At 58.4% G+C, this 24,839-nt stretch carries 24 protein-coding genes, 2 tRNA genes and 1 pseudogene; 10 read left to right on the top strand and 17 right to left on the bottom strand.

The features are described 5' to 3' along the window. From RDN59_RS06250 to RDN59_RS06240, 3 genes are all read left to right on the top strand, one after another. Positions 1-1,487, top strand: a 1,487-nt coding sequence (locus tag RDN59_RS06250; protein ID WP_308607094.1) for a SulP family inorganic anion transporter, incomplete at its 5' end; no start/stop codon positions are given. A gap of 128 nt (positions 1,488-1,615) precedes the next feature. Beyond that, positions 1,616-1,703 (top strand) — tRNA-Ser (locus RDN59_RS06245). Between the two features lie 863 nt (positions 1,704-2,566). Then, positions 2,567-2,707, top strand: coding sequence for a hypothetical protein (locus tag RDN59_RS06240; RefSeq protein WP_308607093.1), 141 nt, complete (start codon positions 2,567-2,569; stop codon positions 2,705-2,707). 79 nt (positions 2,708-2,786) lie between these two features. Here RDN59_RS06240 and RDN59_RS06235 read toward each other — a convergent pair whose 3' ends face one another. From RDN59_RS06235 to RDN59_RS06210, 6 genes and pseudogenes are all read right to left on the bottom strand, one after another. Then, on the bottom strand, positions 2,787-3,056 hold the full coding sequence (locus RDN59_RS06235; RefSeq protein ID WP_144012859.1) for a type II toxin-antitoxin system RelE/ParE family toxin: 270 nt from the start codon (positions 3,054-3,056) through the stop codon (positions 2,787-2,789). A 9-nt stretch (positions 3,057-3,065) separates the two neighbouring features. After that, complete coding sequence (locus RDN59_RS06230) at positions 3,066-3,320, bottom strand: prevent-host-death family protein (protein ID WP_371326141.1); 255 nt, start codon at positions 3,318-3,320, stop codon at positions 3,066-3,068. A 61-nt stretch (positions 3,321-3,381) separates the two neighbouring features. Continuing rightward, positions 3,382-4,125, bottom strand: coding sequence for an NAD-dependent deacylase (locus tag RDN59_RS06225; protein ID WP_308607092.1), 744 nt, complete (start codon positions 4,123-4,125; stop codon positions 3,382-3,384). 4 nt (positions 4,126-4,129) lie between these two features. Beyond that, positions 4,130-4,861: a DUF1648 domain-containing protein gene (locus tag RDN59_RS06220; protein ID WP_308607091.1), complete on the bottom strand. Its 732-nt coding sequence runs from the start codon at positions 4,859-4,861 to the stop codon at positions 4,130-4,132. A 453-nt stretch (positions 4,862-5,314) separates the two neighbouring features. After that, the gene (locus RDN59_RS06215) at positions 5,315-6,397 is read right to left on the bottom strand and encodes a ThiF family adenylyltransferase (protein ID WP_308607090.1); all 1,083 of its coding nucleotides are present in this window, start codon (positions 6,395-6,397) and stop codon (positions 5,315-5,317) included. A 298-nt stretch (positions 6,398-6,695) separates the two neighbouring features. Beyond that, positions 6,696-6,842, bottom strand: a pseudogene (locus RDN59_RS06210) (transposase); the annotation flags it as partial. Between the two features lie 549 nt (positions 6,843-7,391). On the opposite strand from RDN59_RS06210, the gene RDN59_RS06205 reads away from it, so the two are divergent. Further along, a complete protein-coding gene (locus RDN59_RS06205; protein ID WP_201828827.1) occupies positions 7,392-8,138 on the top strand; it encodes a hypothetical protein in 747 nt (248 codons plus the stop codon). A 398-nt stretch (positions 8,139-8,536) separates the two neighbouring features. Here the strand turns inward: RDN59_RS06205 and RDN59_RS06200 are convergent, their stop codons facing one another. The 3 genes from RDN59_RS06200 to RDN59_RS06190 are packed head-to-tail and all read right to left on the bottom strand — an operon-like array spanning position 8,537 to position 10,564. Next, on the bottom strand, positions 8,537-8,956 hold the full coding sequence (locus RDN59_RS06200) for a molybdenum cofactor biosynthesis protein MoaE (RefSeq protein ID WP_308607089.1): 420 nt from the start codon (positions 8,954-8,956) through the stop codon (positions 8,537-8,539). Continuing rightward, positions 8,946-9,416 (bottom strand): MogA/MoaB family molybdenum cofactor biosynthesis protein, encoded by a 471-nt coding sequence (locus tag RDN59_RS06195; RefSeq protein WP_308607088.1) that lies wholly within the window; start codon positions 9,414-9,416, stop codon positions 8,946-8,948. The genes RDN59_RS06200 and RDN59_RS06195 overlap by 11 nt, the downstream gene beginning before the upstream one ends. Continuing rightward, positions 9,413-10,564 carry a molybdopterin molybdotransferase MoeA gene (locus RDN59_RS06190; protein WP_308607087.1) on the bottom strand — a complete coding sequence of 384 codons (1,152 nt, stop codon included), beginning with the start codon at positions 10,562-10,564 and terminating at the stop codon, positions 9,413-9,415. The genes RDN59_RS06195 and RDN59_RS06190 overlap by 4 nt, the downstream gene beginning before the upstream one ends. Before the next feature lie 40 nt (positions 10,565-10,604). Between RDN59_RS06190 and RDN59_RS06185 the strand changes: the two genes are divergently transcribed. After that, positions 10,605-10,859: a MoaD/ThiS family protein gene (locus RDN59_RS06185; RefSeq protein ID WP_010188351.1), complete on the top strand. Its 255-nt coding sequence runs from the start codon at positions 10,605-10,607 to the stop codon at positions 10,857-10,859. On the opposite strand, the gene RDN59_RS06180 is transcribed toward RDN59_RS06185, so the two are convergent. From RDN59_RS06180 to RDN59_RS06165, 4 genes are read right to left on the bottom strand one after another with little or no spacing between them, the layout of a single operon-like run. Further along, complete coding sequence (locus RDN59_RS06180; protein ID WP_308607086.1) at positions 10,856-11,227, bottom strand: phage holin family protein; 372 nt, start codon at positions 11,225-11,227, stop codon at positions 10,856-10,858. The genes RDN59_RS06185 and RDN59_RS06180 overlap by 4 nt on opposite strands. A gap of 21 nt (positions 11,228-11,248) precedes the next feature. Next, on the bottom strand, positions 11,249-12,307 hold the full coding sequence (gene hisC / locus RDN59_RS06175; RefSeq protein WP_308607085.1) for a histidinol-phosphate transaminase: 1,059 nt from the start codon (positions 12,305-12,307) through the stop codon (positions 11,249-11,251). A 10-nt stretch (positions 12,308-12,317) separates the two neighbouring features. After that, positions 12,318-13,991: a thiamine pyrophosphate-binding protein gene (locus RDN59_RS06170; RefSeq protein WP_308607084.1), complete on the bottom strand. Its 1,674-nt coding sequence runs from the start codon at positions 13,989-13,991 to the stop codon at positions 12,318-12,320. A gap of 13 nt (positions 13,992-14,004) precedes the next feature. Next, complete coding sequence (locus tag RDN59_RS06165; protein WP_308607083.1) at positions 14,005-15,402, bottom strand: amino acid permease; 1,398 nt, start codon at positions 15,400-15,402, stop codon at positions 14,005-14,007. Positions 15,403-15,515: 113 nt separating this feature from the next. Here RDN59_RS06165 and RDN59_RS06160 point away from each other — a divergent pair, with 113 nt between their 5' ends. From RDN59_RS06160 to RDN59_RS06145, 4 genes are all read left to right on the top strand, one after another. Further along, positions 15,516-16,670, top strand: coding sequence for a helix-turn-helix domain-containing protein (locus tag RDN59_RS06160; RefSeq protein ID WP_308607082.1), 1,155 nt, complete (start codon positions 15,516-15,518; stop codon positions 16,668-16,670). A gap of 45 nt (positions 16,671-16,715) precedes the next feature. Further along, positions 16,716-16,804 (top strand) — tRNA-Ser (locus RDN59_RS06155). A 709-nt stretch (positions 16,805-17,513) separates the two neighbouring features. Further along, positions 17,514-18,596 carry a ThiF family adenylyltransferase gene (locus tag RDN59_RS06150; protein ID WP_308607081.1) on the top strand — a complete coding sequence of 361 codons (1,083 nt, stop codon included), beginning with the start codon at positions 17,514-17,516 and terminating at the stop codon, positions 18,594-18,596. Beyond that, the gene (locus tag RDN59_RS06145; protein ID WP_308607080.1) at positions 18,577-19,761 is read left to right on the top strand and encodes an MFS transporter; all 1,185 of its coding nucleotides are present in this window, start codon (positions 18,577-18,579) and stop codon (positions 19,759-19,761) included. Before RDN59_RS06150 ends, RDN59_RS06145 begins: the two co-directional genes overlap by 20 nt. A gap of 159 nt (positions 19,762-19,920) precedes the next feature. Here RDN59_RS06145 and RDN59_RS06140 read toward each other — a convergent pair whose 3' ends face one another. The 4 genes from RDN59_RS06140 to RDN59_RS06125 form a co-directional block, all read right to left on the bottom strand. Then, positions 19,921-20,349, bottom strand: coding sequence for a TA system VapC family ribonuclease toxin (locus RDN59_RS06140; protein ID WP_308607079.1), 429 nt, complete (start codon positions 20,347-20,349; stop codon positions 19,921-19,923). Positions 20,350-20,528: 179 nt separating this feature from the next. Next, a complete protein-coding gene (locus tag RDN59_RS06135) occupies positions 20,529-20,891 on the bottom strand; it encodes a DoxX family protein (protein ID WP_070444309.1) in 363 nt (120 codons plus the stop codon). Then, complete coding sequence (locus tag RDN59_RS06130) at positions 20,888-21,463, bottom strand: TetR/AcrR family transcriptional regulator (RefSeq protein WP_308607078.1); 576 nt, start codon at positions 21,461-21,463, stop codon at positions 20,888-20,890. Before RDN59_RS06130 ends, RDN59_RS06135 begins: the two co-directional genes overlap by 4 nt. Before the next feature lie 921 nt (positions 21,464-22,384). Further along, positions 22,385-22,777, bottom strand: coding sequence for an NUDIX domain-containing protein (locus RDN59_RS06125; RefSeq protein ID WP_308607077.1), 393 nt, complete (start codon positions 22,775-22,777; stop codon positions 22,385-22,387). A gap of 196 nt (positions 22,778-22,973) precedes the next feature. Here RDN59_RS06125 and RDN59_RS06120 point away from each other — a divergent pair. After that, positions 22,974-24,839, top strand: a 1,866-nt coding sequence (locus RDN59_RS06120) for a YhgE/Pip domain-containing protein (protein ID WP_308607076.1), incomplete at its 3' end; no start/stop codon positions are given.

The raw sequence follows: 24,839 nt of genomic DNA, 5'->3' as shown, positions 1-24,839 counted from the left end.
TCTTCGGCGGTAGCAACGTCCAGGTAAGCGGCCCGACCGGCGCAATGACCGTCGTGTTAATCCCCATCGTGGCCGACCATGGTGCCGATGGGGTGCTCGTTGTCGGCGTGCTGGCGGGGCTCATGCTGCTCTTGCTGGCATTCACCGGCGCTGGCCGCGCGATGAAGTACATGCCGTTGCCTGTCGTCGAAGGTTTCACAGCTGGTATTGCGGTGATCATCGGCCTCCAGCAGCTGCCTGCTGCACTCGGTGTTGACGTGGACGGCGAGAAGGTCCTCGGGTTGGCGTGGGGCGCAATCAAAGCTTGGTTAGATGCCCCGGCATGGCAGGCACCGGTGATGACGCTGGCGGTGGCGGCCGGAATCGTGGTTGCGGCGCGCGTTCGTAGTGGCTTTCCTGCGGCGCTGGTCTTGGTAGCTGCCGCGACGGCCATCAACATGCTGGCAGACAGCGGTCTGAAGACTATCGGCTACATCCCGTCGACGTTGCCCGCCCCGCGCTGGCCGCAAATCCCGTGGGAGCACTTGGATTCCTTGCTGCTGGCGGCGGTCGCCGTCGCAGCGCTCGGTGCGTTGGAATCGTTGCTGTCAGCGACGGTTGCCGACGCAATGACTGTCGGCGACCGGCACGATCCTGACCGCGAGCTCTTTGGGCAGGGCGTGGCCAACGTCGTCGCGCCCCTGTTCGGCGGGATCCCCGCAACCGCCGCGATCGCCCGAACTGCTGTCAACGTGCGGGCAGGCGCGGGTACGCGCCTGGCAGCGGTGTTCCATTCGCTGCTTTTGCTCGTCGCCGTGCTCGTCGCGGCCCGGTGGGTGGGCGAGATCCCTCTCGCCGCGCTCGCCGGCGTGCTTATCGCCACTGCGATCCAGATGATCCATCCGCGGAACCTCCGCTCGGTGATGCGCGCCACCAAAGGCGACGGGGTCACCCTGCTTATTACGGCTGCCGCCACCGTCGTGTTCGACCTTGTCGTCGCCGTGCTCATTGGCCTTGTTATAGCGGGCTTCTTCGCGCTGCGCGATACCGCCCGCACGGCGGTGTTAGAGGCCGCTCCACTGGAGACAGGAGACCACCGCGACAAGGAACGCGAACTCCTCGATGAGCACATCGCCGCCTTCCGCTTGGAAGGCCCACTCTTCTTTGGCGCAGCGCACGATTTCCTCCTCGATCTCGCTGATGCTTCGTCGGTCAAGGTTGTCGTGCTCCGCATGCGCTATGTCACGACGATTGACGCCACTGGCGCCCAGATGCTCGCTGACACGATCGGGCGCCTTGAACGTCACGGCACCCGGGTCCTACTCTCAGCCACGAAGCCCGAACATGTTCCGGTGTTGCGCGAACTCGGCGTATTTGACCAGCTTGCGCACGAGAATCACGTCTTCGACGACACTCTCGACGCCATCGCCCACGCCCGACTGCATGTCTCGCGCATTCAGCATGAGGAGTCGGATGGCGCACCCGCGGCGTCGCAAAGCAATCAGTAGGACGAGTAGCACTGGCGAACCTGCGGTTGTGAGGCGATTATCGGTGACGTGTTGAGCCGAATTCTTCTCCCGCGGCGGAGTCTAGTACTCTGAACGTGTTGCGCGCGGTGCATGCTGACGCGTGACGAGGAGGCGTGGCAGAGCGGCCGAATGCACTGGTCTTGAAAACCAGCGTGGGGAAACTCACCGCGGGTTCAAATCCCGCCGCCTCCGCCAATTGTTTTGGTGATTGCACCAGAATCTTGCGTATATTTAGCAGTGGCACTGGGCTATTCTGGTTCCATGGCCAATCGGCAAATATTCCTCCGCCCAGAGTACAGCCACCCAAGTTCGCTGTGGCCGTCTGAAGAACTCATAGTTTCTGGGGCTAATAGAATCGGATTCTATCTTCCTGAAGACTTAGGGATTGGGCCCGGTCTGGGAAGCGAAATCCTTGAGTGGACGGAGGAATTCCAGCAGAATTTCCTCGAGAAACCCGATAGCTTTTGCCAGCGTCCGCGTTGGAAGGACCAATTCGATAGATTTCGATGGTACGACGCGGGATGGCGTATTACTCGCCAATTAAGGGAGCTTTTTCCATCGGTACAGATTGTTCCCCAGTTCGCTCAATTCGTTTTCTCCGTTAATGAGCGAAGAGAAAATGCAGGGAAGAAGCCCTTATGCCTCCCCGGAGAACAACTCACAGGGTTTGTATGCATTAGGGATGTGAGGAATGACGATTAAGGGACGTTATCGCTCTACGGCGTCAGGCATTGTCTCCGTTGTTCATCGCTGCAGTCACCCAGCTCAGAACGCATCCCACTAGTAGGAACCCGCTAATTTGCAGGTGGGTGGCCCAATTTCCGCCGCCGCCAGGCAAGGCGAGAAAAATTGAAAATGCAACTGCGGCAAGGCAGTGGAGGGTCAACCGGCTATGTGCGCCTAGACGTCGTTGTGGCCAGGCTTTTTCGATGGCCCAGCTCACTGCTGTGAGAATGGCGTAAAAGGTGATTCCCGCTAAGGCTCCTGGAACAAGGTAGAGCATGGATTCATCTCCTCTCGGGGGGAATAATGGTTGTGGTAAGGAAGGCGGTTTCGGGATGTCAGAGGATAACTATTCGGCGTGGGTAGAGACTGATTATCTTTTCGGCTCCCCAGTCAATGCTCGCCGGCTATTGGAGTCTTACGAGCAAATACTGGACGGAAAGGCTAAGGAGCACGACATCGATCTAGATGTGTAAGAACTATCTTCCGATCGAAGTGGAGTATTCACCTTCTGGCAGGGTGGAACCGGTTTTGTTTATCTGAGAGGAATTTTGCCTATTTCCGGTAAACATCTCGTCGGTGAGCAACGCGCAGGACGAGCACCACGAGTTTTCCGTCTATGATTTCATAAACCACGCGATAGTGTCCGACTCGAATTCTGTACAGGTCATCTGAAGCTTTTAGTTTCTTTACTCCATCCGGGCGAGGGGTAACGGCTAAGTCTTCGATTGCAGCAAGTAGTCGCCTCTGTGTCGGCCTGTCGAGCTTGCGTAGCTCCTTGGCTGCGGATGCCTTATAGGTGATGTGATAAGTGGAGTCAGCCATAGAAGGCGATTAGGTGAGTCCGAGTTCTTTTTTGAGGTCTTCGTGTGAAATCTCTACGGACTCTCCTCGGGCAATCTCTGCGGTCTGAACATCCTCACGATCTTCTAGTGCTTCGACTGCGCGGGCGAAAAATGAAGGAGAGACGACAAAAGCGCGAATCCGGCTTCCACGACTAGTGATGGCGACGGGTGTGTGCTGTGCCTCTTCAAGAATTTGGCTTTGGGATTGGCGGAATTGGCTGGATGCCACTGACATCGTTTTCATACTGCAAATGTACATCTTGTACATTTCGGTGGGCAAGGGTCGCGGGATATCGGGTTGCTGTTTATCCGATCCGCCCCGCCAGGATGCGAGGTAGCGCCTCCGCTGCGGTGGCGGTGACCACCACGCTGGCAAGCGGCGAGAGGTCCGTGGGCTGCGGGGTGACTTCCACGATGGGGATGCCGCGCGCGTGGGCAATCTGCGGCAGGCCGGCGGCAGGGTAGACCACGCCGGAGGTTCCAACGATGAGCAGCGCGTCCGCGGTGGACATGCGGCGCTCGGCCTCGGCCCATTCGTCGTCGGGCAGGGCCTCGCCGAACCACACCACGCCCGGGCGTACGAGCCCGCCGCACACGGGGCATTCGGGTGGGGTGATGCTCTCGACCGGTTCGTTCGGCAGTGCAATGTCCTCGTCATACGGCGTATCGCAGTCGGTGCAGCGGAAGGCGAACAAGGAGCCGTGTAGGTGAACCACGTCCTGGCTTCCGGCGCGCTCGTGCAGGTTATCGATGTTTTGCGTGGTCACCGTCATGCCGCGTGCGGCAGCAATTGCGTGGTGCCCGGCGTTGGGCTCGGCCCGCTGCGCCAGCCGGGCGCGCCACAGATACCAGGCGAACATGGGCTTTGGTTCATTACGCCATGCGCTTATCGACGCCATTGCGACCGGATCCACGTTCTCCCAAATGCCCGTCTGCGCATCGCGGTACGTGGCGATGCCGCTGTCCGCGCTCATGCCCGCGCCGGTGAAAACCTCAACGTGGGTGGCATCGGAAAGAATCGAGTGTGCGCGCTCAAACAGGTGCTCCATGCATCTAGAGTACGGCGATGAGCACGCAGAATGCCATGGATGCGGCTAGAGCGATGCCCATGCGCCATAGGTAGCGCCGTCCCGGTTCGTGCGCGGTGTTGATCTGCAGCTTCGAAGGATTCGTGGAAAAGACTGCCATGCTCATCGGGTCTTTAGGTTCTTTGTAGACTCCCATGCCACCGGCAAAGCGGAGCGCTGTGTTGCGAACCTGTTCATCCTGGTCAGTTGGTATGGCTTTCACGTCCTTCGCAGATGTCAGCGTTAACCGGACGCCCTGAACCATGACGAACACAGTGAAGGCTATCCACGCGGCCACGAGGAGAAAGCTGGAGAGGGGGATGTCCGGAATGACGGTGCCGACGGCGGAAAGGCATAAGCAGACTGTCATGGCGAACACTGTCTGGGCAACGAACATGGCGGTCTTCTGTGTGAGCAGCTCCGCGCGCTGTGCCGTGGCCTCGGAGAAAGGAATCGCTGACTCCGCCGGAACCTGTGCTGTCTTTCGCGCCAGCGAGACTGGTGGCACGCACAGCGGCAGCACAATGGCGAACACAACGCCGATCCACACCAGGACCGTTGCGTTGAAGAAAGACTTGGGTTCGAAGCGGTCCGGATTGCCCGAGCCATCAAAGTGGACCGGGATGGGATCAGGCACCGAATCCCAGCGCAGCAGCATGTATACCAGCGTGAGAGCACACACCACAGCGGTGGCGACGTAATACTGGCGGCTTCTCATGGCAGTGAGCTTACAAGGTGGCCTGTTGTTGGCTGCGCTGCGGGAGTCGGATTCTTACATGGTTCCAGTCATAAGGTTCGCTTGGGGGCAAGTAAACCACCTGTGCCTAGGTAGATGGTTCGTTTGGGTGCAAACAAACCCTCTGACCAGAACCATGTGAGGGGAACCCTTTGTGGGGCAAGTAGTACTGACTCTTGGGGCTGATTGGCCGATGAAGGGGGCAAAGATGGTCCCTTCATATTGGTCCCTTCATATTGGTCTCTTCACTTTGGTCCTTTCACTGAGCAAAAGGACCATCTGGGCGCAGGAAACTGGCTGTAAATGGTCCCTTTGCGGTGAGCAGGGACCAGAGTATGGGGACCAAACTAAAGGGACCATGTAGCCAAAGTGATGTCGAGAGGGTGGCGCCGCCGGGTTAGGGGGTTAGAAAACCTCTCAGCGAGCGGCGTGAAGCTAGTCGGCCACGCCCTGCTCGGCCTCTAGGTCATCGAGAGAGATGGTCTCCAGATCGCCTCGGCGTGCGGCAGCGGCTTCGGCCTCAAGCTCGGAGATGTGTTCTTGCCAAGCGTCGATGCCGCCGCGCAGCGAGTAGACGTTGCTGAAGCCACGGGCGCGCAGGGCGTCGACGGCCTGGGCGGAGCGCAGGCCGCTGGCGCAGTAGAGCACCGCAAGGTCGCTGGGGGCTAGTGGTGGGTTGTGGCCGGCGAGGATGCCATCGAGTGGGAAGTGCTGCGAGCCGGGGATGAGGGAGGTAGCGCGCTCGGGGGATGTGCGGACGTCGATAAGCGTGGCGTCCTTTGGGATCTCGCGGATATCCGTGGGGTTGTCGGGGCGTGCCGGGGTGGCGCCGTTCGCGCGCACGGGGATGTATTCCCAGGTCCCGGCGAGGGAATCGTAATACCCCAGTTTGCCGATGAGCGGGGTGCCGATGCCCGTGAGGAGCTTAAGCGCCTCCACCGCCAAGGCGGAGCCGGCCACGCCGACGACCGGGCCCATCACGCCGGCCTGTGAGCAGGAGGGTACCTGGGGGTCGGTGGGGAAGAGGTCCTCGTAGACCGGGCCGTGGCCGGAGTGGAAGACGGTCAGCTGCGCGTCGTATCCCAGAAGTGAGGCCCACACGTGCGGAATGCCCAGCTCATGGGCAGCCCAGGAGGCCAGGTGGCGGGAGTAGAAGTTATCGGTGCCGTCGATGATGAGGTCAGCGCCGCGCAGTTGCGCCAGGGCGGTGTCAGGTGTGAGGCGCGAGAACTGCTCGACGGTGCACTCGGGGTTGAGGGCGTTCAAGGCCGCGGCGGCGGATTCGGTTTTGGGCTGGCCCACGGTCGCTGCGCTGTGGATGACTTGGCGGTGCAGGTTGGAGAGGGAGACGAGGTCGTCGTCGAAAAGCAGGATGCGCCCCACGCCGGCGCCTGCCAAGTAAAGCAGGGCAGGCGAGCCCAAGCCGCCGGCGCCGATGACGGCGATGGTGGCGTTAGCCAGGAGCTTTTGAGTGTCAGTTCCCCACAGGGTTTCCTGTCGTGCGTAGCGTGGACTCATTCTGAAGTGCTCCGAGTTTTCCTAAGCTTTGTCTTCGTTCCAAATTATTTCTTATGAGGCCCACTCGATCGTTGCGATTTCTACCTCCACAACATCATCCTATCTGCGAGTTTGAGAAAGCCGCTGGTTTTCGTCAACTCTGACATAGGGCGAGCGTGGTGAGAGTGGTGCACCTAGCCTGTTTGGTTTCTTCGCCTCAGCCATGTTGCTTTTATCGTTTAGGGCACCACTGAAACTAACGAGTCTTTTCGCGTTAGCAAAGTCGGCTGCGCTGGCCATCAACGGACTAATCACACCCTCGTTCTAACAGCCAGTCAGGGAAGAAGGAACTGTGGCGTAGTTTCGGGACAGTCACATCGACGGTGCCAATCCGTGTATCCAGTGGTCGGTGGCGGTAGCCGTTGTGGTGGTTGACGTGGTTGTCGCTCCCCTGGCACGCCCCGCACGGAGTGCGGAAGCACGTTTACTGCAAATGTACCATGACCCATGACCCAGAGTTCCATGACCCAGAGTGCCTAAGCACTCGTCAGGTGAGTTCAGCATAGAATAGCCGCCGAGGTTTCGGCGGCTATGGTCGTGTTAGGCAATCGCTAGACGCGACTGCGAACGCCAGGACGCGACAATCACGCGGGGCAAAGAAGTCGCGTGCGCGACTTCCGCGGCAACGCCAAAACCTTGCACTCATGCCACACGCAACAGTTAATCGCTACGGTTCTTTTCAACAACTCGCCGCGTGATTTTAAACATGCCCATGTTCCGCCTGCCGCCGACTCCGTACGTTTCCCTGAGAACAAGGTTCCTCATCATCCAAAAACAACCCTTCAGGATAACCATTCTTCGTCCACAAATGTTCCCCTTTTCACCAATAGGGTACTTTCGTATCCTCTTCTCAGGTTTCATGAGTTAAATAGTGCATAAAAGTAGAAAATGGGCATATCCCACCAGTCGGCAATGTGGGACTCAACCACCAACTAGATTCTCTAAGGAGCGCAGGATGCATAAAGTAGCAAAAGGCCTAGCCGCAGCTTTTATTGCCGTATCTACGGCGACGGCCCAGCCACCAGCAATGGCAGTCCAAGCCTCACCATCAACACAATCCCCTGAAACGGAACCAGAGTTTACAAACAGTGCAGCAATTGACTCACTGGCCCACAACGCCCAAGCCGAGCAGGAAAATAGACAGATCCTAGGTGCTGAAGCAGCCTCGTTCGAATCTTCAATGAAGAAAGCATTTAATGAGGATGCAGTTCTGAAAAATGGTCAGTTTATTGATTATAAATCGATTTCCGTCAAGCAAACGCCTGAGGGATATTACTATGCTTCCGCCCCGATTAAAGGACTAACGGATGGAAGCATAGCCGTAGCAGGTTTCTCTCCCACGGGAACTCTCGAGAACACCGTTCAAATCAATCTTGCCCAAGCAACGGAGACCACCGGAACCGTGAGCGTCTTCGTTAACGGAGATTTACAAAAGGAAGAGTTTGTGGAGGTTGGCGCTCAGACAACCAATCCATCATCCCCCAGCGAGAGAATGGTAACCCCCTACGGAATGAATTGGGGAGCTCTCAACGATTGCTTGAGCAGCCAAGGAATCGCTTCATGGGCGGTTGCAGCTCTGAGCATTGCTTGCAGTGCGGGATGCCTTGTTACACTAGGCACGGCTTGCCTTCTATGCATATCTGCAGCTACAGGGGCAACAGTTGGAGTGATTGAGGGATGCGCTTTTAATTCATGGGAATAGATGATAGAAATGAGACAACTAACTGCCTCTTTTCTATTTATCGCTGCTGCTGGGGCGATATTCACGACCTTCAAGGTTGAGTACTCTGGCATTGGCTGGATAGTCGCCTTGATAGCCCTATTGAGCGCAGGCATAACCGCATTAATAGGAAGGGCGCAAAACTCGGAAAATGGTTCTCAAACAACCGGACGTGGACAATGAATGTTTACCCATTGTCCAACCTACCTAACGTCGTAGGGTTGTCCCCTCGTCTGTCAAGACGGCAGTTCTCGCAATTGCCGTCTTGACAGTAGACCCGGACATACCTGTTTCAGCCATAATTTCTTTAGGCGATGGAAGCTTTCCGGTTTCAACAAAGCTTTGACCGACAAGGACTTAAATTTTCCCTCGCTGACTGTTCATTCCAGGCCTACCCAGGTGGTGGTGTCATCGGTGTGCAGCTGTTCCTTCCAGATGGGGACTTCCGCTTTGACGCGGTCGGCGCAGGTAGAGGCTGCTTCGAAGGCATCCTTGCGGTGTGCGGAGGCGGCGGCGACGATGAAGGCGGATTCGCCGATTTCTAGTGCTCCAGTGCGGTGCGCGCACCAGAGGCGGACGGCAGGGAAGGCGGCGGCGACGTCACCGGCGACGCGCTCGATTTCTTCTTGGGCAGTGGGATGCGCGGTGTAGGTAAGGAGTTTCACACCCCGGCCGGAGTCGTGGTTGCGCACGATGCCGTCGAATACAACGACGGCGCCGGTTTCAGCGGTGGCGATGTCCGGGGCGGAGATGGGCTCAGCGCTGAGGTGGGCGCCGAGTAAGCCGAAGTTAGTGCTCATTGATGCCTTCCAGCTGGTTGATGATGTGGTGAAGAACCGGTTCGAGGACTGCGCAGCCGTCCTTGGCCGCACCCGTGGAGCCGGGCAGGGCCATGGCGAAGGTTTTGTGCGATACGCCAGCAACCGTGCGGGAGAGTGCTGCGGTGGGGATGCCGGCTGAGTGCGCATAGAAGGCATGGGCCAGGCCGGGCAGTTCGCGCTCGAGATGCGGGGTGAGCGCCTCGACAGTCTGGTCATCCGGACTGATGCCCGTGCCGCCGGAAGTGAGGATGACCGAGGGCGCATCGGTGAAGGCGGTGGCCAGGGCGGAGTCGATGTCGGCGTCCGCGACAACGAGGGGCTGCGGGGTATCGAAGCCCTGCTCACGCAGGAAGTTCACCAGGATGGGGCCGGAGCGGTCCTCGTACTCGCCGGTAGCAGCGCGGGTCGAGGCAACAATAACGAGTGCGCGGCGGGTCATGAGAGCGGGAACACCTCCACGAGGTCGCCGGCTGAAAGCTGCGTGTTAGCCGGGATGCGGATGAGGGCAGTGGCACCGATGGCCTGGGACATCAGGTGGGAGCTGGTGCCGCCCAAGAAGGAGGCATGGGCGGTGCCATCGGAAATACTGATAGTTCCGCGGCGGAACTGTTCGCGGTTGTTAAGGCCATCCGCGGGTTCCACCAGGTGTGCGTGGAAAGGAGCCGGCGTGCGGCCAAGGACGGGTGCCAAGTAGAGGCGGAAGCTCACCAACGTGGAGATGGGGTTGCCGGGGAAGCAGACCACGGGGACGTCGCCAAGGCGGGACAGGCCCTGTGGGCCGCCGGGCTGTTGCGCCACGTGGCCGAACCAGCCATCCTCTTCAAAGATTTGACGGATGACCTCGAACTTTCCGTGGGAGATACCGCCGGAAGTAACGATGACATCGGGGCGGTGGGTGATGACTGCTTCGGCGAGGTCCGCGCGCAGGGCAGAAGGATCGTCGTTCGTGCGCACGAAGCCAGCCACGTCGATGCCGAACTGCGCTGCCAAGGCCGCGAGCATCGGCGCATTGGAATCGGGGATGGTGGCCTCGCCGTCGCCGCCGATTTCCGCGCCACCGGTGCAGATAAGGATGCGGGCGGGCGCGAAGGTGAGGACCTCGGTCAGGCCCTGGGAGGCGAGGGTGGCGATGGAGGGGGCGTCGAGAAGCGTGTGCTCGTTGATGAGGGTTGTGCCTGCCTTGACATCGGATCCCGCGCGGCGGATGAACTGCTCGGGGGCTGCCGGCACAGTGACCGTGGCGCCCTCTTCCGGGAAGCGCGGGGGCTCGCAGTGCTCGACGGGGACGATGGTGACGGTGCCCTCAGGGACCTTTGCGCCGGTCATGATGGGAAGGGCGGTGCCTTGCTCGAGCGAGCCCGGGGGATCCCCCGCCGCGATAGTGCGGCCGACGGTGAAGGTTCCGCCGTCACATGTGGAAAGCGCATAGCCATCCATCTGTGAATTATCGAAAGGCGGAAGGTCCTGCTCCGCACGGTACGTCGCGGCGGCGCGGCGGCCGAAGGCGCTGGTTAGGGGAGTGGAGACCGCGCGAGGCTGCCGAAGGGCCGCGCGAACGGCGGTAAGGTGCTCCTCATAGGTGCGCATTGAGTTCCTTCCTGTCACAGAGGCTGGCATAGTGGCAGCCATGGTTGACATACACTACTTTGCCGCAGCCCGCGCCGCCGCAGGGCGCGCGCAGGACACAGCGCAGGCAGCGACGCTGGGGGAGTTGCTGGACGTGTTGCGTGCTCGGCATACCGGCAGCACCGAGGCCGGCATGAGCTTCGCGGAGGTGCTGGAGCGCTGCACCTTCCTCGTGGATGGCGCGAGCGCTACCGAGGACGCCGTGCTTGCCGACGCCTCCCGCGTCGACGTCCTTCCGCCTTTCGCTGGGGGTTAGTTGCGGACCCGCAGCGGGCTGGTGAAGAAGTTCACCACGCCGGAGACAATCGCCAGCACAATCGCGCCGATGATGGCGGCGCCCCAGCCATCGATGACGAGTGAATCCATCAGCGCGCTGACGAGGAGCAGGACCGCGCCGTTGATGACGAGCGCGAAGAGGCCCAGTGTCAGGCAGGTCAGCGGTGCGCCGAGGAAGCGGAGCACCGGGGTGACGACCTCGTTGACGATGATGAAGACCGCCGCGATGAGCAAGAAATTCTGGGTGCTAGCAGGAACGATGTCGATTCCGGGGACAATCGCTACCACAGCCCAGAAGGCCACCGCGACGGCAATGACGTTGAGTGCAAAATTGATAAATGTCTTCACAACTGCACTCTAACGCGGAAACTACTCCTCTGCACTGAAGGCAGCGTCCCAGGCCTTGAGCAGGATGTCGGTTTCCTCCGCCGTGGTGACGGTGACGCGCACGCCCTCGGGGAAGGCGCGGACGAGGACGTCATTCTCCGCGAGCTGTGCCGCGACGTCCTGCGGGGAGCCCAGCTTCGCAATGGAGTCGGCGGCGAACCAGATGTGGTTGGCCTGGGATTCCGGCACGCCAAAGTCGGCGAAGTGCTTGACCAGGCGGTCGCGCTGCTCCACGGTTTCGTCGGTGCGCTCACGCAGCTCCTTCTGGGCGGCCAGCGAAGCCACAGCGCCAGCTTGTGCCACCGAGTTCACGGAGAACGGGATGGACACCTTGCTCAGCGCCTCGATGATCTCGGCGTTACCGAAGGCATAGCCCAAGCGGACACCGGCCAGGCCATAGGCCTTGGAGAAAGTGCGCAGGCCAATGATGTTGTCGTGGGTGTGGACATAGTCGGTGGCCAGCGGGACGGCGTCGTTGCGGTTGTATTCGATGTAGGCCTCATCGAGCGCCACGATGACGTCCTTCGGGACCTTGGCCAGGAAGGCGTCGAGCTCCTCCTTGGTGATGATGGAGCCGGTGGGGTTATTCGGGTTGCACACGAAGATCAGGCGGGTCTTGTCCGTGATGGCAGCCGCCATGGCCTCCAGGTCCACGCGGTGATCCGCGGTGAGCGGAACCTTGACCGGGGTAGCGCCCACGACCTGCGCGAAGATGGGATAAGCCTCGAAGGAGCGCCAGGGGAAGACAATCTCATCACCGGGCACCGAGGTGATCTGCACCAGCTGCTGGCATATCGCGGAGGAACCCGCGCCGCAGGTGACCTGCTCCGGGGTGACGCCAAGGTTTTCGGCGAGTGCCTTGCGGATTTCCACCGCACCCATGTCCGGGTAGCGGTTGACGTGCGCGACGGCAGTCTCCATGGCCTTCAGCGCGCCGGGCAGCGGCTCCTGAGTTGCCTCATTGGAGGAGAGCTTCAAGGCGTGCTCGGCGTTCTTTCCGGGAACGTAGGCGGGCAGGGAGGAAAGGTCTGGTCGAATCATGTTCTCCACCTTAGGCGTTGCGCGGGCCGCGGGGCCCGAAGTCGAAGTCAGCGGTCTGCGGCCCGAAGGCCTGAAGGCCCTTCGGCGCGTCGAAAGCATCAAGGCGCACCTCGAGGAAGGCGCCGCGCTCTGGGTGGGCGGCGATGTCTTCCAAGGCCTTGGCCAATTCGCCTTCGGTTGAGGCCACGTAGGACTCCATCGTGGTGTCCTTCATGAAGGCCTTCGGCAGTGCGGTGTAGTCCCACATCTGGATCTCGTTGTATTCGCGCTCCATGCCCAGGATGTAGCGCTCGATGGTGTAGCCATCGTTGTTCACCAGCACGATGATGGGCTTGAGGCCTTGGCGCAGGATAGTGGACAGCTCCTGGGCGGTGAGCTGGAAGGAGCCATCGCCGATGAAGAGGACGTGGCGGCGTTCCGGGTTGGCCAGCTGCGACCCCAGCACGCAGGGCAGGGTAAAGCCGATGGAGCCCCAGATGGTGGAGTTAATGTACTGCACGCCCTCGGGCATGCGCTGCTGGCCCAGACCGATGTTGGAGGTGCCGGCCTCGGCGATGACCACGTCATCGTCCTGGATGAAGCCGAGCATCTGCGGCCAGATGCGCTCCTGAGTCAGCGGGGCATCCGGGCTCGGCTCGAAGGGCTCGGGTTCGAAGGCCGCGCTTGGCGACGTCTCAGCTTCCGGGATGCGGTCGAGGAGGACGTCGAGAAGCTCCAGCGTATTGATGCCCACGAAGTACTCACCGTCGGCGTTGAGGTGCTGGTCGCCGAAGTTATAGACGCGGGCATCGGCCAGGTTGTGGGTGAAGGAACCGGAGTTGACCTCGATGAAGCGCGGGTTCGTGGTGACCAGGAAGTCGGATTTTTCGATGCGCTCCTGCACGCCCGGTGCGGAGGCCGCGCCGTTATAGGTGCCGATGAACAGCGGGTGGCGCTCAGACAGGATGGCTTTGCCGGAGGAGAGTTGTGAGTAGGGAAGCTGGGCCTTGTCGATGATGGCGCGGAGCTTCTCCGTGAAACCGTGGCGGTTGGTGTCCTGATCGATGAGGATGATCGGGTCTTTGGCCTGGGCTAGATGTTCCAGCACGTAGTCCGCAGCGGCGTTCAGGCGCTCCGGATCGGAGGGTGCCAGCGCGGTGGAGAATGGCTCGTCGGGGACCTCGATGGTCAGGTGAGTGATATCGGAAGGAATCTGGATGTGCACCGGGCGCTTTTCGCGCAGGCAGGTGTGCAGGGCGCGGTCGAATTCCTCGACCACGTTCATGGGGGACACACGCGTGGCCACTTCGGTGAAGGGTGCGAAGGAATCCAGCATGTTGGCAAAGTCGCCGTCGGCAAGCGAGTGGTGCAGGTTCCAGCGGAATTCCGTGGCGTACTGGGGTGGTGCGCCCGCCAGCGACACCAGCGGGACGTGCTCGGCGCGGGCACCAGCGATGCCGTTGAGCGCGGAAAGCTCGCCCACGCCATAGGTGGTGAGCAGGCAGCCTACGCCGCGTTGGCGGGCGTAGCCGTCGGCGGCATAGGCGGCATTGAGCTCGTTGCAGGCACCGACGAAGCGGATGCCCTCGGACGCCTCAATCTGCTCGAGGAAGCTCAGGTTGAAGTCACCGGGCACGCCGATGATTTCAGTAATGCCGATAGCCTTGAGGCGGTCCAGGATGAAATCACCAATGGTGGTCTGCATGGGAGGGTCCTTTCTAGTTGTTTCGTGCGTCGTGGCGCTTTTTGCCCAGCCAGATGAGTGCCAAGGTCACAATCCAACAGGGTAGGACAATGGCACCGGTGCGGTAGTCGGGCAACATGAACATCAAAGCGATGACGAGAGCGAAGAAGGCCAAGCACAGGTAATTAGCGATGGGGTAGAGGGGCGCGCGGAACGCTGCGTTCGGACAGCGCTTGCGGAAGTTCAGGTGTGCTACGGCAATGGCGGACCAAGAGATGAGCTCCGCGCCGACGATGATGGCGAGGAGAACAATCAGGATTTTGCCCTCGAAGAGGAAGTTCAGCAGCACCGCCGAGCCCATGAGCAGGGAGTTAAAGAGCAGCGCGCGGACGGGCACGCCCTTGGCGCTGACGGAATCGAAGAAGGGCGGGGCTTGGCCGCCGCGGGAAAGATCCCGCAGCATGCGCGCGCCGGAGAAGGTCATGGTGTTGAACACGGAGACGGCGGCAACGAGCACGATGAGGTTGAGGCCCGTGGCGGCGGCCGTAATGCCCAGGGTGCTCAGCGCGCGCACGAAGGGCGAGGTGGAGGTATCAAGTTCGTTCCACGGAGCGAGCAGCACGATGATGCCGATGCCGCCGACGTAGAAGATGAGGATGCGCCAGATCACGTTGTTGATGGCCTTGGGCAGGCTTTTAGCGGGATCCTGTGCCTCGCCCGCGGCGGTGCCGATGGAGATGATGCCGCCGAAGGAGAAAATCACCGCTACGAGGGAGAAGAGCACGCCGGAGGCACCGTTGGGGAAGAAGCCGCCGTGCTCGGTGATGTTGCTCAAGCCCAGGGCGGGCTCCGGGGTAAGGCCGAAGACGATGGCCGCGCCGACGACGATCATGAGGATGAGCGCGACAACCTTGATGAGGGAAAGCCAGAATTCCGCCTCGGCGAAGGCGCCGACGTGCACCAGGTTGATGGCGGTGACGATGACGAGCGCGACGAGGGCGGTGAGCCAGTGCGGGATACCGGGGAACCAGAAGTCCATGATGGTGCCCGCGGCGGTGAGTTCCACCATGCCGACGACGATGGTGGTAAACCACCAGTTCCAGCCGGTGACAAAGCCGGCGATGGGCCCGATGTATTCGCGGGCGTAGGCGCTGAAGGAGCCGGCGACGGGGTGTTCTACGGCCATCTCACCGAGCATGCGCATGATGAGGAAGATGATGAAACCGCCGATGGCATAGGCGGCGATAACACCCGGACCGGCCTCCTGGATGGAGGCGCCGGAGCCCAAGAAGAGGCCCGTGCCGATGCACGAGCCAAAAGCGATCATCTGCAAGTGGCGCGACTTCATGCCGCGCTGCAGGCCGTCGTCTGCACTCGTGTTGTCGCTGGCGACAACGTCCTGTGCCCTGACGGAATTGTTGGTTGTGGTCATGGAGACGCCCTTCATGAACGTATATCTGTGACGTGAGTCATTGAGCTGTAGGAGATTATTACGCACCACAGTTTTGTTTGTCACTAGACAATATTCGGAAGTATCTTTGACATATGTCAAAAGTGACACCCCCGCAGCTGACAAGCATCCAGGATATCGTCGACGAATGCGCCCAGATCCTGCAGCGCTCCGTCGAGGTGACTACCCCCGCCATCGCGGTGATTGCCGCTAGTGCGCAGATTGGTGCCATTGATAAGAACAGGGCGGCCTCTATTCTTAATCGCACCCCGCCCCCAGAGCCCATCCCGTGGATGTTGAGCTTCGGTATTCAAGAGGCTGTGTTGCCGGTTCGTCTGCCCGCCAACCCGCGCTATGACATGCTGGCCCGCGTAGTCATCCCCCTGCGTCATGAGGATCGGCTCGTGGGCTACCTGTGGATTATCGATGAGCCCGCGCTGGGTGATGCTTCCCTGGTCCGCCTCGGTTCTTTAACGGCTCCGCTAGCCAGGCTTATCGACGAACGCGATGCTCCCCTCGCCGCTCGCGCCCAGCAGCTCGGCGAGCTGGCCCGCGAGGTGCTTACCGGTGATCCTGCCGCGCTGGCCGGGGCGCGTGAGCGCGATCTCCTGCCCTCCGACGGCGAGCTGACCGTGCATCGCGTGCTGGTGGAAGGCGATCAGCGCGCGGTAGCCGTGGAGCTTGCCCGCCCGCTGGTGCGCCGGCCCTTCTTGGCCGCGGATTCTCACGATTCCCTCGTGCTTGTCGAGTGCCGCCGCGATGACAAGGACACCGAGGCCCTCATGGAGGAGCTACAGAGTGCCGCGCTTGTCGCCGGCGCCGAGGTGGTAGCCCGCGGCTCGGCGCCGACGGCCCCGCAGGCGCGACTTATGGCGGACGTGGCCAAACTCTGCGGCCAGGATTCGCTGCGCTGGGAGGAGGCCGGCGCGTGGCGCCTGCTGCGCGGATGGGAGCTGACCCCCGCGACGGTGGTGGCGATGAGCCCAGATGCCGCGGTGCTTCTCGACGACCCCCGCAACTCCTACTGGCACAGCCTGCTGACCTACTTTGAGCATTCCCGCAACGTCTCTGCGACCGCTAATGCGCTCTACATCCACCGCGCTACTCTGCATTACCGCCTAGACCGCGTGCGTGAGATTCTCGGGCCCGGCGTGCTGGATGACGGCTGGCGTTGTGCGGCTCTCTACGTGGCCCTCAAGCTGCATGCGGCGCTTCAGGGAAAGAATAGGGAAGCCCCATTTTGTCCATAGGGGAAGCGCTCAGGTAGAGTGATGGGCGATTCATTGCGAATCGCTGGAGACGTGCCAGAGCGGCCGAATGGGGCTCCCTGCTAAGGAGTTGACTTACTTGCGTAGGTCCGGAGGTTCAAATCCTCTCGTCTCCGCAAATGTCTTGAGTCGCGACATGCTTGACAGGTGAGTTGCGGCATCGTTGACAAACCGGCATCTCAGTTTGTTTTGTTCTGGGGTGTCGGTTTGGGTTTAACCCTTTAACCCCCCTAATGGTTAGATGCGCTTCATCCAGTTTTTTGAAGTGCCCCGCCGATTAAGGGGGCTGGATAGCCTAATGCCCTGCTTTCGGTAGGTCGAAGTGTGGACGGTACACAGGAATCTGCTAATCGGACCGTGCTGTTTACGCAGGTAACCGATGGTATCAAGCGACGAAGGTTACGTGGGGTGCCACTCGCTGCCATGATGCTGGCTCCAAGTTCGTGTCGCTATCTAGCGAGCATTTGTGATTCCATTGCCACGGAGTGCGGGTCCATTTAATGAAGCAGCCCAGCGGACCTAATCACCCTAGATATGAGGCCAACGCATTGGGCGTCCCTCTGGGCTGCAAAAGTGGGAATGGCTAAGAGGCATATGTTTGAGGAGTGACGAGCCTCCTAGTCGAAATCGCACAGCCGATTTAATTTTTTCGCACAAACCCTTTTTGTATCCCAAAGCTTTTGGTAGGCTAACCGGTTGTAACAGTCATTTATCCTGAAGGGAGTGAAAATGGAAGGCCTGACTTTCGAAAACTTGAAAGCTGAAGATTTCGTATTGTTATGCGGCGGTTGCTGTACCGACGGATAATCCCAGAAAGAGTTGAGTATGTATCGTCTGAAATACGCTCATAGGCCACTCGCTGTTGGTAAGGACTCCTTGATCATTGGCGGAGTTTCCTACGGGAGCTCTAAGAAGGTAAGGGATTCCGATGGGAGAATCAAGGCGATCTTAACTCGGTTAGATGGAACTAGGACCCTTGAGCAGATCTATTTCGAGCTTGAGGGATCCTTTCCGTCGCTAAGCTATCAATTTGTCGAGGAGCTCGTTTCTGCACTTGCAGACTTTGGTTTTCTTGAAGAGTCGGAGTATCCCTCCGAACTTGATGCTCAGTTCGAACTATGGTCTAGAGCGCAAAACCTATATCAAGGGATGGATAACCAGCTGCGTGAGCATCCATGGTATGTGCAGGAGAAATTATCAAATAGCGTAGCTGCCATAGTAGGGCTTGGGGGAGTCGGGTCAGAAGTGGCCGTTCTTCTTGCCCGAGCCGGCATTGGAAAGCTCGTCCTTATTGATCCAGACACAGTTGAGCCGACAAATATTGTTCGCCAGCATTTCAAATTTACCGATATTGGAGATGTAAAGAGTAAGGCGTTAGCTAGTCAAATAGCGGAAATTGGACTTGAGACAGAGATAGACTGCTTGCAGAAAAGCTTATGTACAACGAGTGACTTCGAGCGTACGCTGAATTCGGTAGATACCTTCGCACTGTCAGCGGACTACCCTGAGAGGATAAGATTCACGGCGAATGACTTTGCATTAAGTCATGAAATGCCGTGGGCGCACTGTGGGTACCAAGGTCCCGAGATCATCCTAGGTATTCATGATAGCTGTGGCGCCTGCTTTAGATGTATAAAAGACTATCAGATGATGGAGCGTGCCGACCGAGATCTGCACATCCGAGAGTACTCACGTCCTCTAAAACAAGCGGGTAATTCCGTTTCTTCTTCAATTTCAGCGGCTTTTCTTGCGCATGGAATAATTAGTCTACTTACGGGTGTTCCTTGTATAAAAACAAACGTAGAGTATTGGTTTTCTATGCAATCAATGGCGATAAACGAAGTTGAAGTACCTGACTTCGAAACTTGTGCCCATAAAGGAGCCGGTGTTGTCGCTTTGGGAAAATAGAGACTACAAATTGCTAATGTCGGGGCAAACAGTAAATGTAGTCGGTAATCAAATAACTACTTTCGCCCTATTTCTTGTAGTTCTTAACGTTACTAATTCTCCATCCGCTGCAAGTTTTTCGTCAGGATTATTTGTCTTAAGTATGGTTGTTTTGGGGCTGCCAATCGGCCGACTAGTAGACAGATATTCAAGACTTGTAATTCTTAAAATTTCCGCCACACTTGGCGTAGCTGGCTCCCTGTTATGCGTCTTTGCGGCCAATGGACATTATCCGATATCTCTTTTTGCAGTTTCAGCTTTCTTGCTAGGGGGTATCTCTTCGGCTTTTGGTACGGCAGAGCGCGCATTTCTTAAAGAACTAATCCCCCCGAACTTGTTAGCAAAAGCCATGGCCGTTAATCAAGGTCGATACTCGATCGGAACTTTAATTGGGCCACCAATTGCAGGTCTACTTATCTCGCATTCGGCGCAAGCTCCTTTTTGGGTTGATGCAGCCTCATTCTGCTGGGTTCTAGCTTGCCTTTTGCTAATTCGTTTCCGATCAAGCGAAACAGACTCTTCGGAAACCCTCAGCGAAACGCCTCCGCTACGCCCAGCATGGGATTGGCTACGTGGTCAAAAGCAGCTCTTCTCCATCGGTTGGTATAGCCCGTTGATGAATTTTTCATTTGCTGGAATAACAACACTTTCGCTACTTAGTTTAAAATATGCATCTTTCAGCTCATTCTCGTTGGGAATATATCAGGCTGCAATTGGATTAGCAGGCCTAATGGGCGCAGTGATTGCAGGAAAGCTAGTCGAAAAAGCGCAGGCCGGAAGGCTAATTCTTTACTCCATGTGTTTGTTCACTGTAGCGCTTGCAGTAACCATGGTAAATAGTACGTGCATTATTCTTGGAATGGTGTTGGCTGGATTGGTCCTGCCAGTTTTCAACGCGCCGTGTAGTGGCTTTTTTGTAAAATCAGTACCGCAAGAGTTTCAAGGACGTTGTACTGCGATTCTGTCAACATCTGCGATGGTAACCATGCCTATCGGAAATGCACTTGCCGGCGTGCTCTTCGAGCACTTCGGAGGGTTGACGGCAGTAGCCTTTTTTGCTTTGGTCTTGATTCTCTCAGATCTGTTTTTCATCAAGAAGGGCGACGTTAAATCCATTCGTTTATAGGAGTCTACTTCCCCTTGATGACGCTAATCGCCCCTGTTTCGGGAGGTATTGTCCGCTTTAAGTCGAGGGCTTGTTGGTGTATTAATTGCTTGATTTCGCTGCTTCAACCTATAGAACCCTAGTCACCGTACACCGGTGGCTCGGGTTCTGCGTTTGTTGTCAATCTGAAAGCGGGTGCCAGTGCAGCTCTCGGAAGCGGGCGAAGCCCTGATCTTGGCTTAGTAGGGTTGCTTCTTCTTCTATTACGGCCGCAGCGATCCAGGCATCGGGGATGTCGCTGGCTTTAAGTTTGTGCAAGCGCACCAATTCAGTGAAGGTTGTCCAGGTCCCTGGGCTGGAGCTAAAAAGGGTGCCGTTTGGGGCTTCTAAAATGGTTCGGAGTGTAGTCAGCGCTTGCTGGGCGGTAAGTGATTTGTGAAATAGCTTGTGGTTCGTCATGACTCGAAGAAAGCCCATTGCCACAACATCCAGGAGCCCAATTGTTTCATGCCGATTCAGCGCACCACTTAACCACTGCTGAGCGGGTTTATGTTGTGGTGCTGCGGAGTGGAAGGCATAAACGAGAATGTTGACATCAGGAATGATCATCGAGCGCCGCCCACACGGCTTCTTTGTCGCTGAGATCAACTAGAGCTGGTCCGCCGCAATCGAAGGAGGGGAGGTTTATCGTGGTGCGCATACCTTTAGGGTAGAAAGCATCAAGTCATCAATCAAGAGGCGTAATGATGCATCTGCCTTTGGGAAGCTGTGAAAGGTTGACTGGTGTCTTAATTCAGTGCGAGCGTCAGGGTGAGCACGCCGATTGAGAGCGCGAGCATGCCTAAGCAGTTAATCCAGAATGCGCTACCGAGGAAGTGGGCGTGGGCATGGGCTGCTGCGGCCGCGCAGAAATAGGCGATGACGCCAACCATGGCTGCGATTCCTACGCCGGGGAACCAGAGGCCGGCAATGAGTCCTGCGGCGGCGAGGCACTTGATGACAATGAGCGCCCACCACCAGTCCTTGGGGAGTTTGACGCCGCTGAGGCAGGCTTCGATGAAGGGGACTGGTTTGAGGGAGAGGGCGGCGTCGCCAAGCAGAATGGCTGCTAGTAGTAGGGAGGGCCAAGCGGGGGAGGATTCTAGGATCATTGGCTTACTCCGAATGCGGTGTTGAGGCGTTCGATGGATGAGGCGGCTTGGGATGTGAGGTGCTCGGTGTCGTAGAGGCCCGCGGCCCAGCCGATGAGTAAGCCGAGGTAGACGTTGTACAGCAGGTTGGAGTACTCGGCCGCATCGTCGCTGTTGAGCCTGGAGCCAAGGCGCAGGGTGATTTCATCGGTCAGGAGCGTTTTGAGCGCGGTGAGTGCCTGACCTTGGTTGCCTTGTTGGATGAGTGCCGCGCCGAACGCGCGGGAGAGTTCTTCGTGGCCGGTGAACATCTGAAGGAATGGTTTGAGGACGTCGAGGAGGCTAGCGGATTGTCCCCGGATGTCATCGTGGAGTTCTGAAATGCGTTGGCCAATGGTGTGGATGAGCAGCGTTTGTTTGTCGCCGACTCCCATGACGGTTCCCACGCTGACACCAGCTTCGGATGCAATGCTCCGGATGCTAGTGGTGGCGTAGCCCTGAGTGAGGAAGAGGTCATAGGCGGTGGCTAGGACCTTGCTGTGGGTACCGGATTTGGTAGCTGCACGCGAGGTGTGAACGTGTTCAGTGAACATGTTCAAAAGGATAGCTGTTGATGATTTCTGGGTCAATGGTGCCGAGAGGGCGGCGGCTAGGTTAGTGCAGGGAAGACGCGGTCGCGTAACAGGTGTGCAAGCTCGCGGTTGGGTGCTGTTGGGTTGGCCCAGGCGGTGTCGCCGATTTCGGCGGCGGCGTGGGGTTCGTCGGTGGTGACGGTGCGCGTGCAGGTGAAAATGGTGCCGACAATTACTGAAGCAGCAGGTAGAGCGAAGTTTTAAGAAGCCTAAATGTCTGCAGGGGGGAATCGCAACACGATACGCCTTCCTGCGGGCTCGCGCAATGAATTATGGGGAAGTGTATACGTTCGTCTACAGTTTCCATTTTTGCTTCCAAATTTGTCGACTACATGTAACTCTAGGGGTGTCCGAGTTTTCAGCCATCTTCTTGCGAAAGGGCTCAGGGCATGTATCGCCCCAAGAGAAGTGCTCCCCTGGCGGTGCTGATTGCGGCAGCAACAGTTCTCGCTCCAGCTAATGCACTTTCTCAGCGGGTTGGTTTTCAATAAATTATCTTTGTGCTAAGCGGTGAGGGTTTTAGGGTAGCGTGATTGGAACTTTGCCATATGAACGTTGCTGAACTGTCTAGAAGGTAGCCAAAGAGAATCTGCCGGTTAGGGAGAATAAATTATGTGGAAAAACATCTTGGCCACTGTTGGCGTTATTCTGATGGCGCTTTCCGTTCATCTTCAGTGGTCGTATGGGGTCACGATTGCTCTAGCAGTTTTGGTCATTTTCCTTGTGTTTCTTCCTAGCGGGAAGAAGTAAATGCCTGAGCAGGGGTAGGTATTTCAGCGGACCTGCCTCTGTTTTATGTTGATGAGCCGAGAAAATGGGCGCAGAGGCGCGGTGCTATGGATGCAGACCTGTGGCTTCGAGGCGCTATCTGCGAAAACGTACCTACCCAGCCAGCGCGGGGAAGACGCGGTTACGCAACAGGTGCGCAAGCTCGCGGTCGGGCGCTGCTGGGTCGACCCAGGCGGTGTCGCCGATTTCGGCGGCCGCATGGGGTTCGTCGGCGGTGACGGTGCGGGTGTAGGTGAAGATGGTGCCGACGACGACCTCGCCTGGTTCGTTGGCGGCGGGAGCGTCGAAGGTGCCGAGTTTGTCGAGGTGTGCGGCGTCGAGGGTGAGGCCTACTTCTTCGGCGACTTCGCGCAGGGCGGCGTCGACAAGCGCCTCGCCCTTTTCAGGCTTGCCGCCGGGCAGCTGATACTTAGTGGAGGACTTTTTGCGCACGGTGAGCACGTGGCCTTGCGGATTGCGGATGACGACGGCTGCGACTTCAATCATGGCCGCCGATTGTAGTGCTGGGGTGGATTGAGGTTTTCGGGTGCCGAGAATTTTGTTTGTCAGTACAAGTGGAGGGTATGCGGGAGAGGGTTTTGTTTCGGCAAACCATATCAATCTTTAATTGTTAATCATTGAAATTACTTTATGGCTTTCGGCAGGTTAGAGACTTGGACTTTCAACGGGTACACTCCCTTCAGTGCGCCAAAGTTGGAAGATTTTTATCAGAGATGTAGCCAGGCTTGGCCGCGTCCCCAGGGCGTGGATCATCCTCATTGGACTCATCATCACTCCCGCGTTGTATTCATGGGTGAACATCGCGGCTTTTCGTGATCCTTATGGCCATACCAACAACATCAAAGTGGCCGTGGTCAACGAGGACAAGGGTGCTAATAACGAGCTCACCGGTGATATTGATGTCGGCAGCGAGGTCATTGAGAAACTTAAGAAGAATGACCAGCTAGGCTGGCAATTTCTTGACCAAGACTCGGCCGAGAAAGCCCTTCTAGAGGGAGACGTGTATGCCTCAGTGACGATCCCGGAGGACTTCAGCGAGAACCTCGTGAGCATGCTTGACGGGAAGTTCACGCAGCCGCAGCTGGTCTACCGCGTCAATGAGAAGAACAACGCCATCGCCGTGAAGATCACGGATACCGGTGCTAATGGTCTGGACAAGCAGATCACGGCCGCCTTCAAGGAGCAGGTGGCCACGGTCGCGGCGGAAAACGTCAAGGACACCGGTACCGACTTCGAGCGAAAAGTCACACGCGCGATGAACAACACCAGCTCCGCTTTTGGGGAGACCGCGCAGGAGATCGACGGCAACCGCGAAAACCTCGCGCGTATCCAAGCCAAGCTTGATACCGCTGCTGATTCCACGTTGGGCGCCAAGTCCACGGTGGCTGATGTGAGCACCGCGCTGGGCGACGCCCAAACAGCCCTCGCCGAGGTCTCCTCCCTCGTCAACCAGGCACAAGGTGGCATCGGTGACTTCACCGACCAGACCACCGGCGCCTTCGTCAACGGTGCGACTGCGGTGGCGGACGGCACCGCCCAGGCGCAGGAATCCATCGCGGATGTCACCGCGGGTCTGAACCAGGCCGGTGACCGCTTCGATTACGCCACGCAGCGGGCTAATACCGCCATTGATGCGAGTGCGGAATCGATTGCGCAGCTCAAGGCGTTACGTGATTCCACAACGCTTTCACCGCAGGTGGCCAAGGAAATCGATGACGCCATCCAGCGCCTCGATGAGGGCAATGAATCCAACCGCCAGCTGGTGGGGAACCTCAGTGCGCTGAGCAAGGATACGCAGGCCGCGGCGGATAACGTGCAGGCTAGCGCGGAGGCTATCAACCAAGCGGCGGCCGATACCAAGGCCACCTCGCAAACTCTGCGCGATACCGTGACCACCGCCGTACCCGAAATCAACCGTGCCATGAGCAATCTGAGCTCCATGGCGAGTGCGTTAAGCTCCACCCTGGAAGCGCAGAAGGGAACCATTCAGGAGGCCAATGGTCTCCTGGACGGCGTGGCCCAGCAGCTGCGCGCCACGAAGGACACCTTGTCCGATTTCGATGCCAACCTCCTGGCCCTCCAGGACAGCCTGCGCGCTATGCAGGGTGATGTGGGCTCGCTGCGTGCGGCGATGAACTCCAAGGTGGTTCAAGATGTCACCGGGCTGGACGCGGAAGAAATCGGTAAGTTCTTTGCCGAGCCCATCGAGCTGAAGACCGAAACCGTGTACCCGGTGGACAGCTACGGCTCCGCCATGGCGGCGCTGTTTACTAACCTCTCGCTGTGGATCGGCGCCTTCGTCCTCATGGTGATTTTCCGCGTCGAGGTGGATAAGGAAGGATTCCATCGCATCACGGTGGGCCAGGCCTACATGGGCCGCTTCCTCCTCATGGCCCTGATGGTCATCATCCAGGCCGTTACGGTGACCGTGGGTGATCTGCTCATCGGCGTACAGACTGTGAACGCGCCTGCATTCATCCTGACGGGCGTGCTCGTGGGTCTGGCCTACCTGAGCATTATCTATGGGTTGTCGACGTCCCTGGGTCAC

It is taken from the genome of uncultured Corynebacterium sp., assembly GCF_902489365.1.
GTDB lineage: Bacteria > Actinomycetota > Actinomycetes > Mycobacteriales > Mycobacteriaceae > Corynebacterium.
This window is presented reverse-complemented; position numbering and strand designations above follow the sequence as displayed.

Coding starts and splice junctions, on each gene's coding strand:
- RDN59_RS06240 (WP_308607093.1), top strand. CDS start 2,567: ATGTCAGAGGATAACTATTCGGCGTGGGTAGAGACTGATTATCTTTTC.
- RDN59_RS06235 (WP_144012859.1), bottom strand. CDS start 3,056: ATGGCTGACTCCACTTATCACATCACCTATAAGGCATCCGCAGCCAAG.
- RDN59_RS06230 (WP_371326141.1), bottom strand. CDS start 3,320: ATGAAAACGATGTCAGTGGCATCCAGCCAATTCCGCCAATCCCAAAGC.
- RDN59_RS06225 (WP_308607092.1), bottom strand. CDS start 4,125: ATGGAGCACCTGTTTGAGCGCGCACACTCGATTCTTTCCGATGCCACC.
- RDN59_RS06220 (WP_308607091.1), bottom strand. CDS start 4,861: ATGAGAAGCCGCCAGTATTACGTCGCCACCGCTGTGGTGTGTGCTCTC.
- RDN59_RS06215 (WP_308607090.1), bottom strand. CDS start 6,397: ATGAGTCCACGCTACGCACGACAGGAAACCCTGTGGGGAACTGACACT.
- RDN59_RS06205 (WP_201828827.1), top strand. CDS start 7,392: ATGCATAAAGTAGCAAAAGGCCTAGCCGCAGCTTTTATTGCCGTATCT.
- RDN59_RS06200 (WP_308607089.1), bottom strand. CDS start 8,956: ATGAGCACTAACTTCGGCTTACTCGGCGCCCACCTCAGCGCTGAGCCC.
- RDN59_RS06195 (WP_308607088.1), bottom strand. CDS start 9,416: ATGACCCGCCGCGCACTCGTTATTGTTGCCTCGACCCGCGCTGCTACC.
- RDN59_RS06190 (WP_308607087.1), bottom strand. CDS start 10,564: ATGCGCACCTATGAGGAGCACCTTACCGCCGTTCGCGCGGCCCTTCGG.
- RDN59_RS06185 (WP_010188351.1), top strand. CDS start 10,605: ATGGTTGACATACACTACTTTGCCGCAGCCCGCGCCGCCGCAGGGCGC.
- hisC (WP_308607085.1), bottom strand. CDS start 12,307: ATGATTCGACCAGACCTTTCCTCCCTGCCCGCCTACGTTCCCGGAAAG.
- RDN59_RS06170 (WP_308607084.1), bottom strand. CDS start 13,991: ATGCAGACCACCATTGGTGATTTCATCCTGGACCGCCTCAAGGCTATC.
- RDN59_RS06165 (WP_308607083.1), bottom strand. CDS start 15,402: ATGACCACAACCAACAATTCCGTCAGGGCACAGGACGTTGTCGCCAGC.
- RDN59_RS06160 (WP_308607082.1), top strand. CDS start 15,516: ATGTCAAAAGTGACACCCCCGCAGCTGACAAGCATCCAGGATATCGTC.
- RDN59_RS06150 (WP_308607081.1), top strand. CDS start 17,514: ATGTATCGTCTGAAATACGCTCATAGGCCACTCGCTGTTGGTAAGGAC.
- RDN59_RS06140 (WP_308607079.1), bottom strand. CDS start 20,349: ATGATCATTCCTGATGTCAACATTCTCGTTTATGCCTTCCACTCCGCA.
- RDN59_RS06135 (WP_070444309.1), bottom strand. CDS start 20,891: ATGATCCTAGAATCCTCCCCCGCTTGGCCCTCCCTACTACTAGCAGCC.
- RDN59_RS06130 (WP_308607078.1), bottom strand. CDS start 21,463: ATGTTCACTGAACACGTTCACACCTCGCGTGCAGCTACCAAATCCGGT.
- RDN59_RS06125 (WP_308607077.1), bottom strand. CDS start 22,777: ATGATTGAAGTCGCAGCCGTCGTCATCCGCAATCCGCAAGGCCACGTG.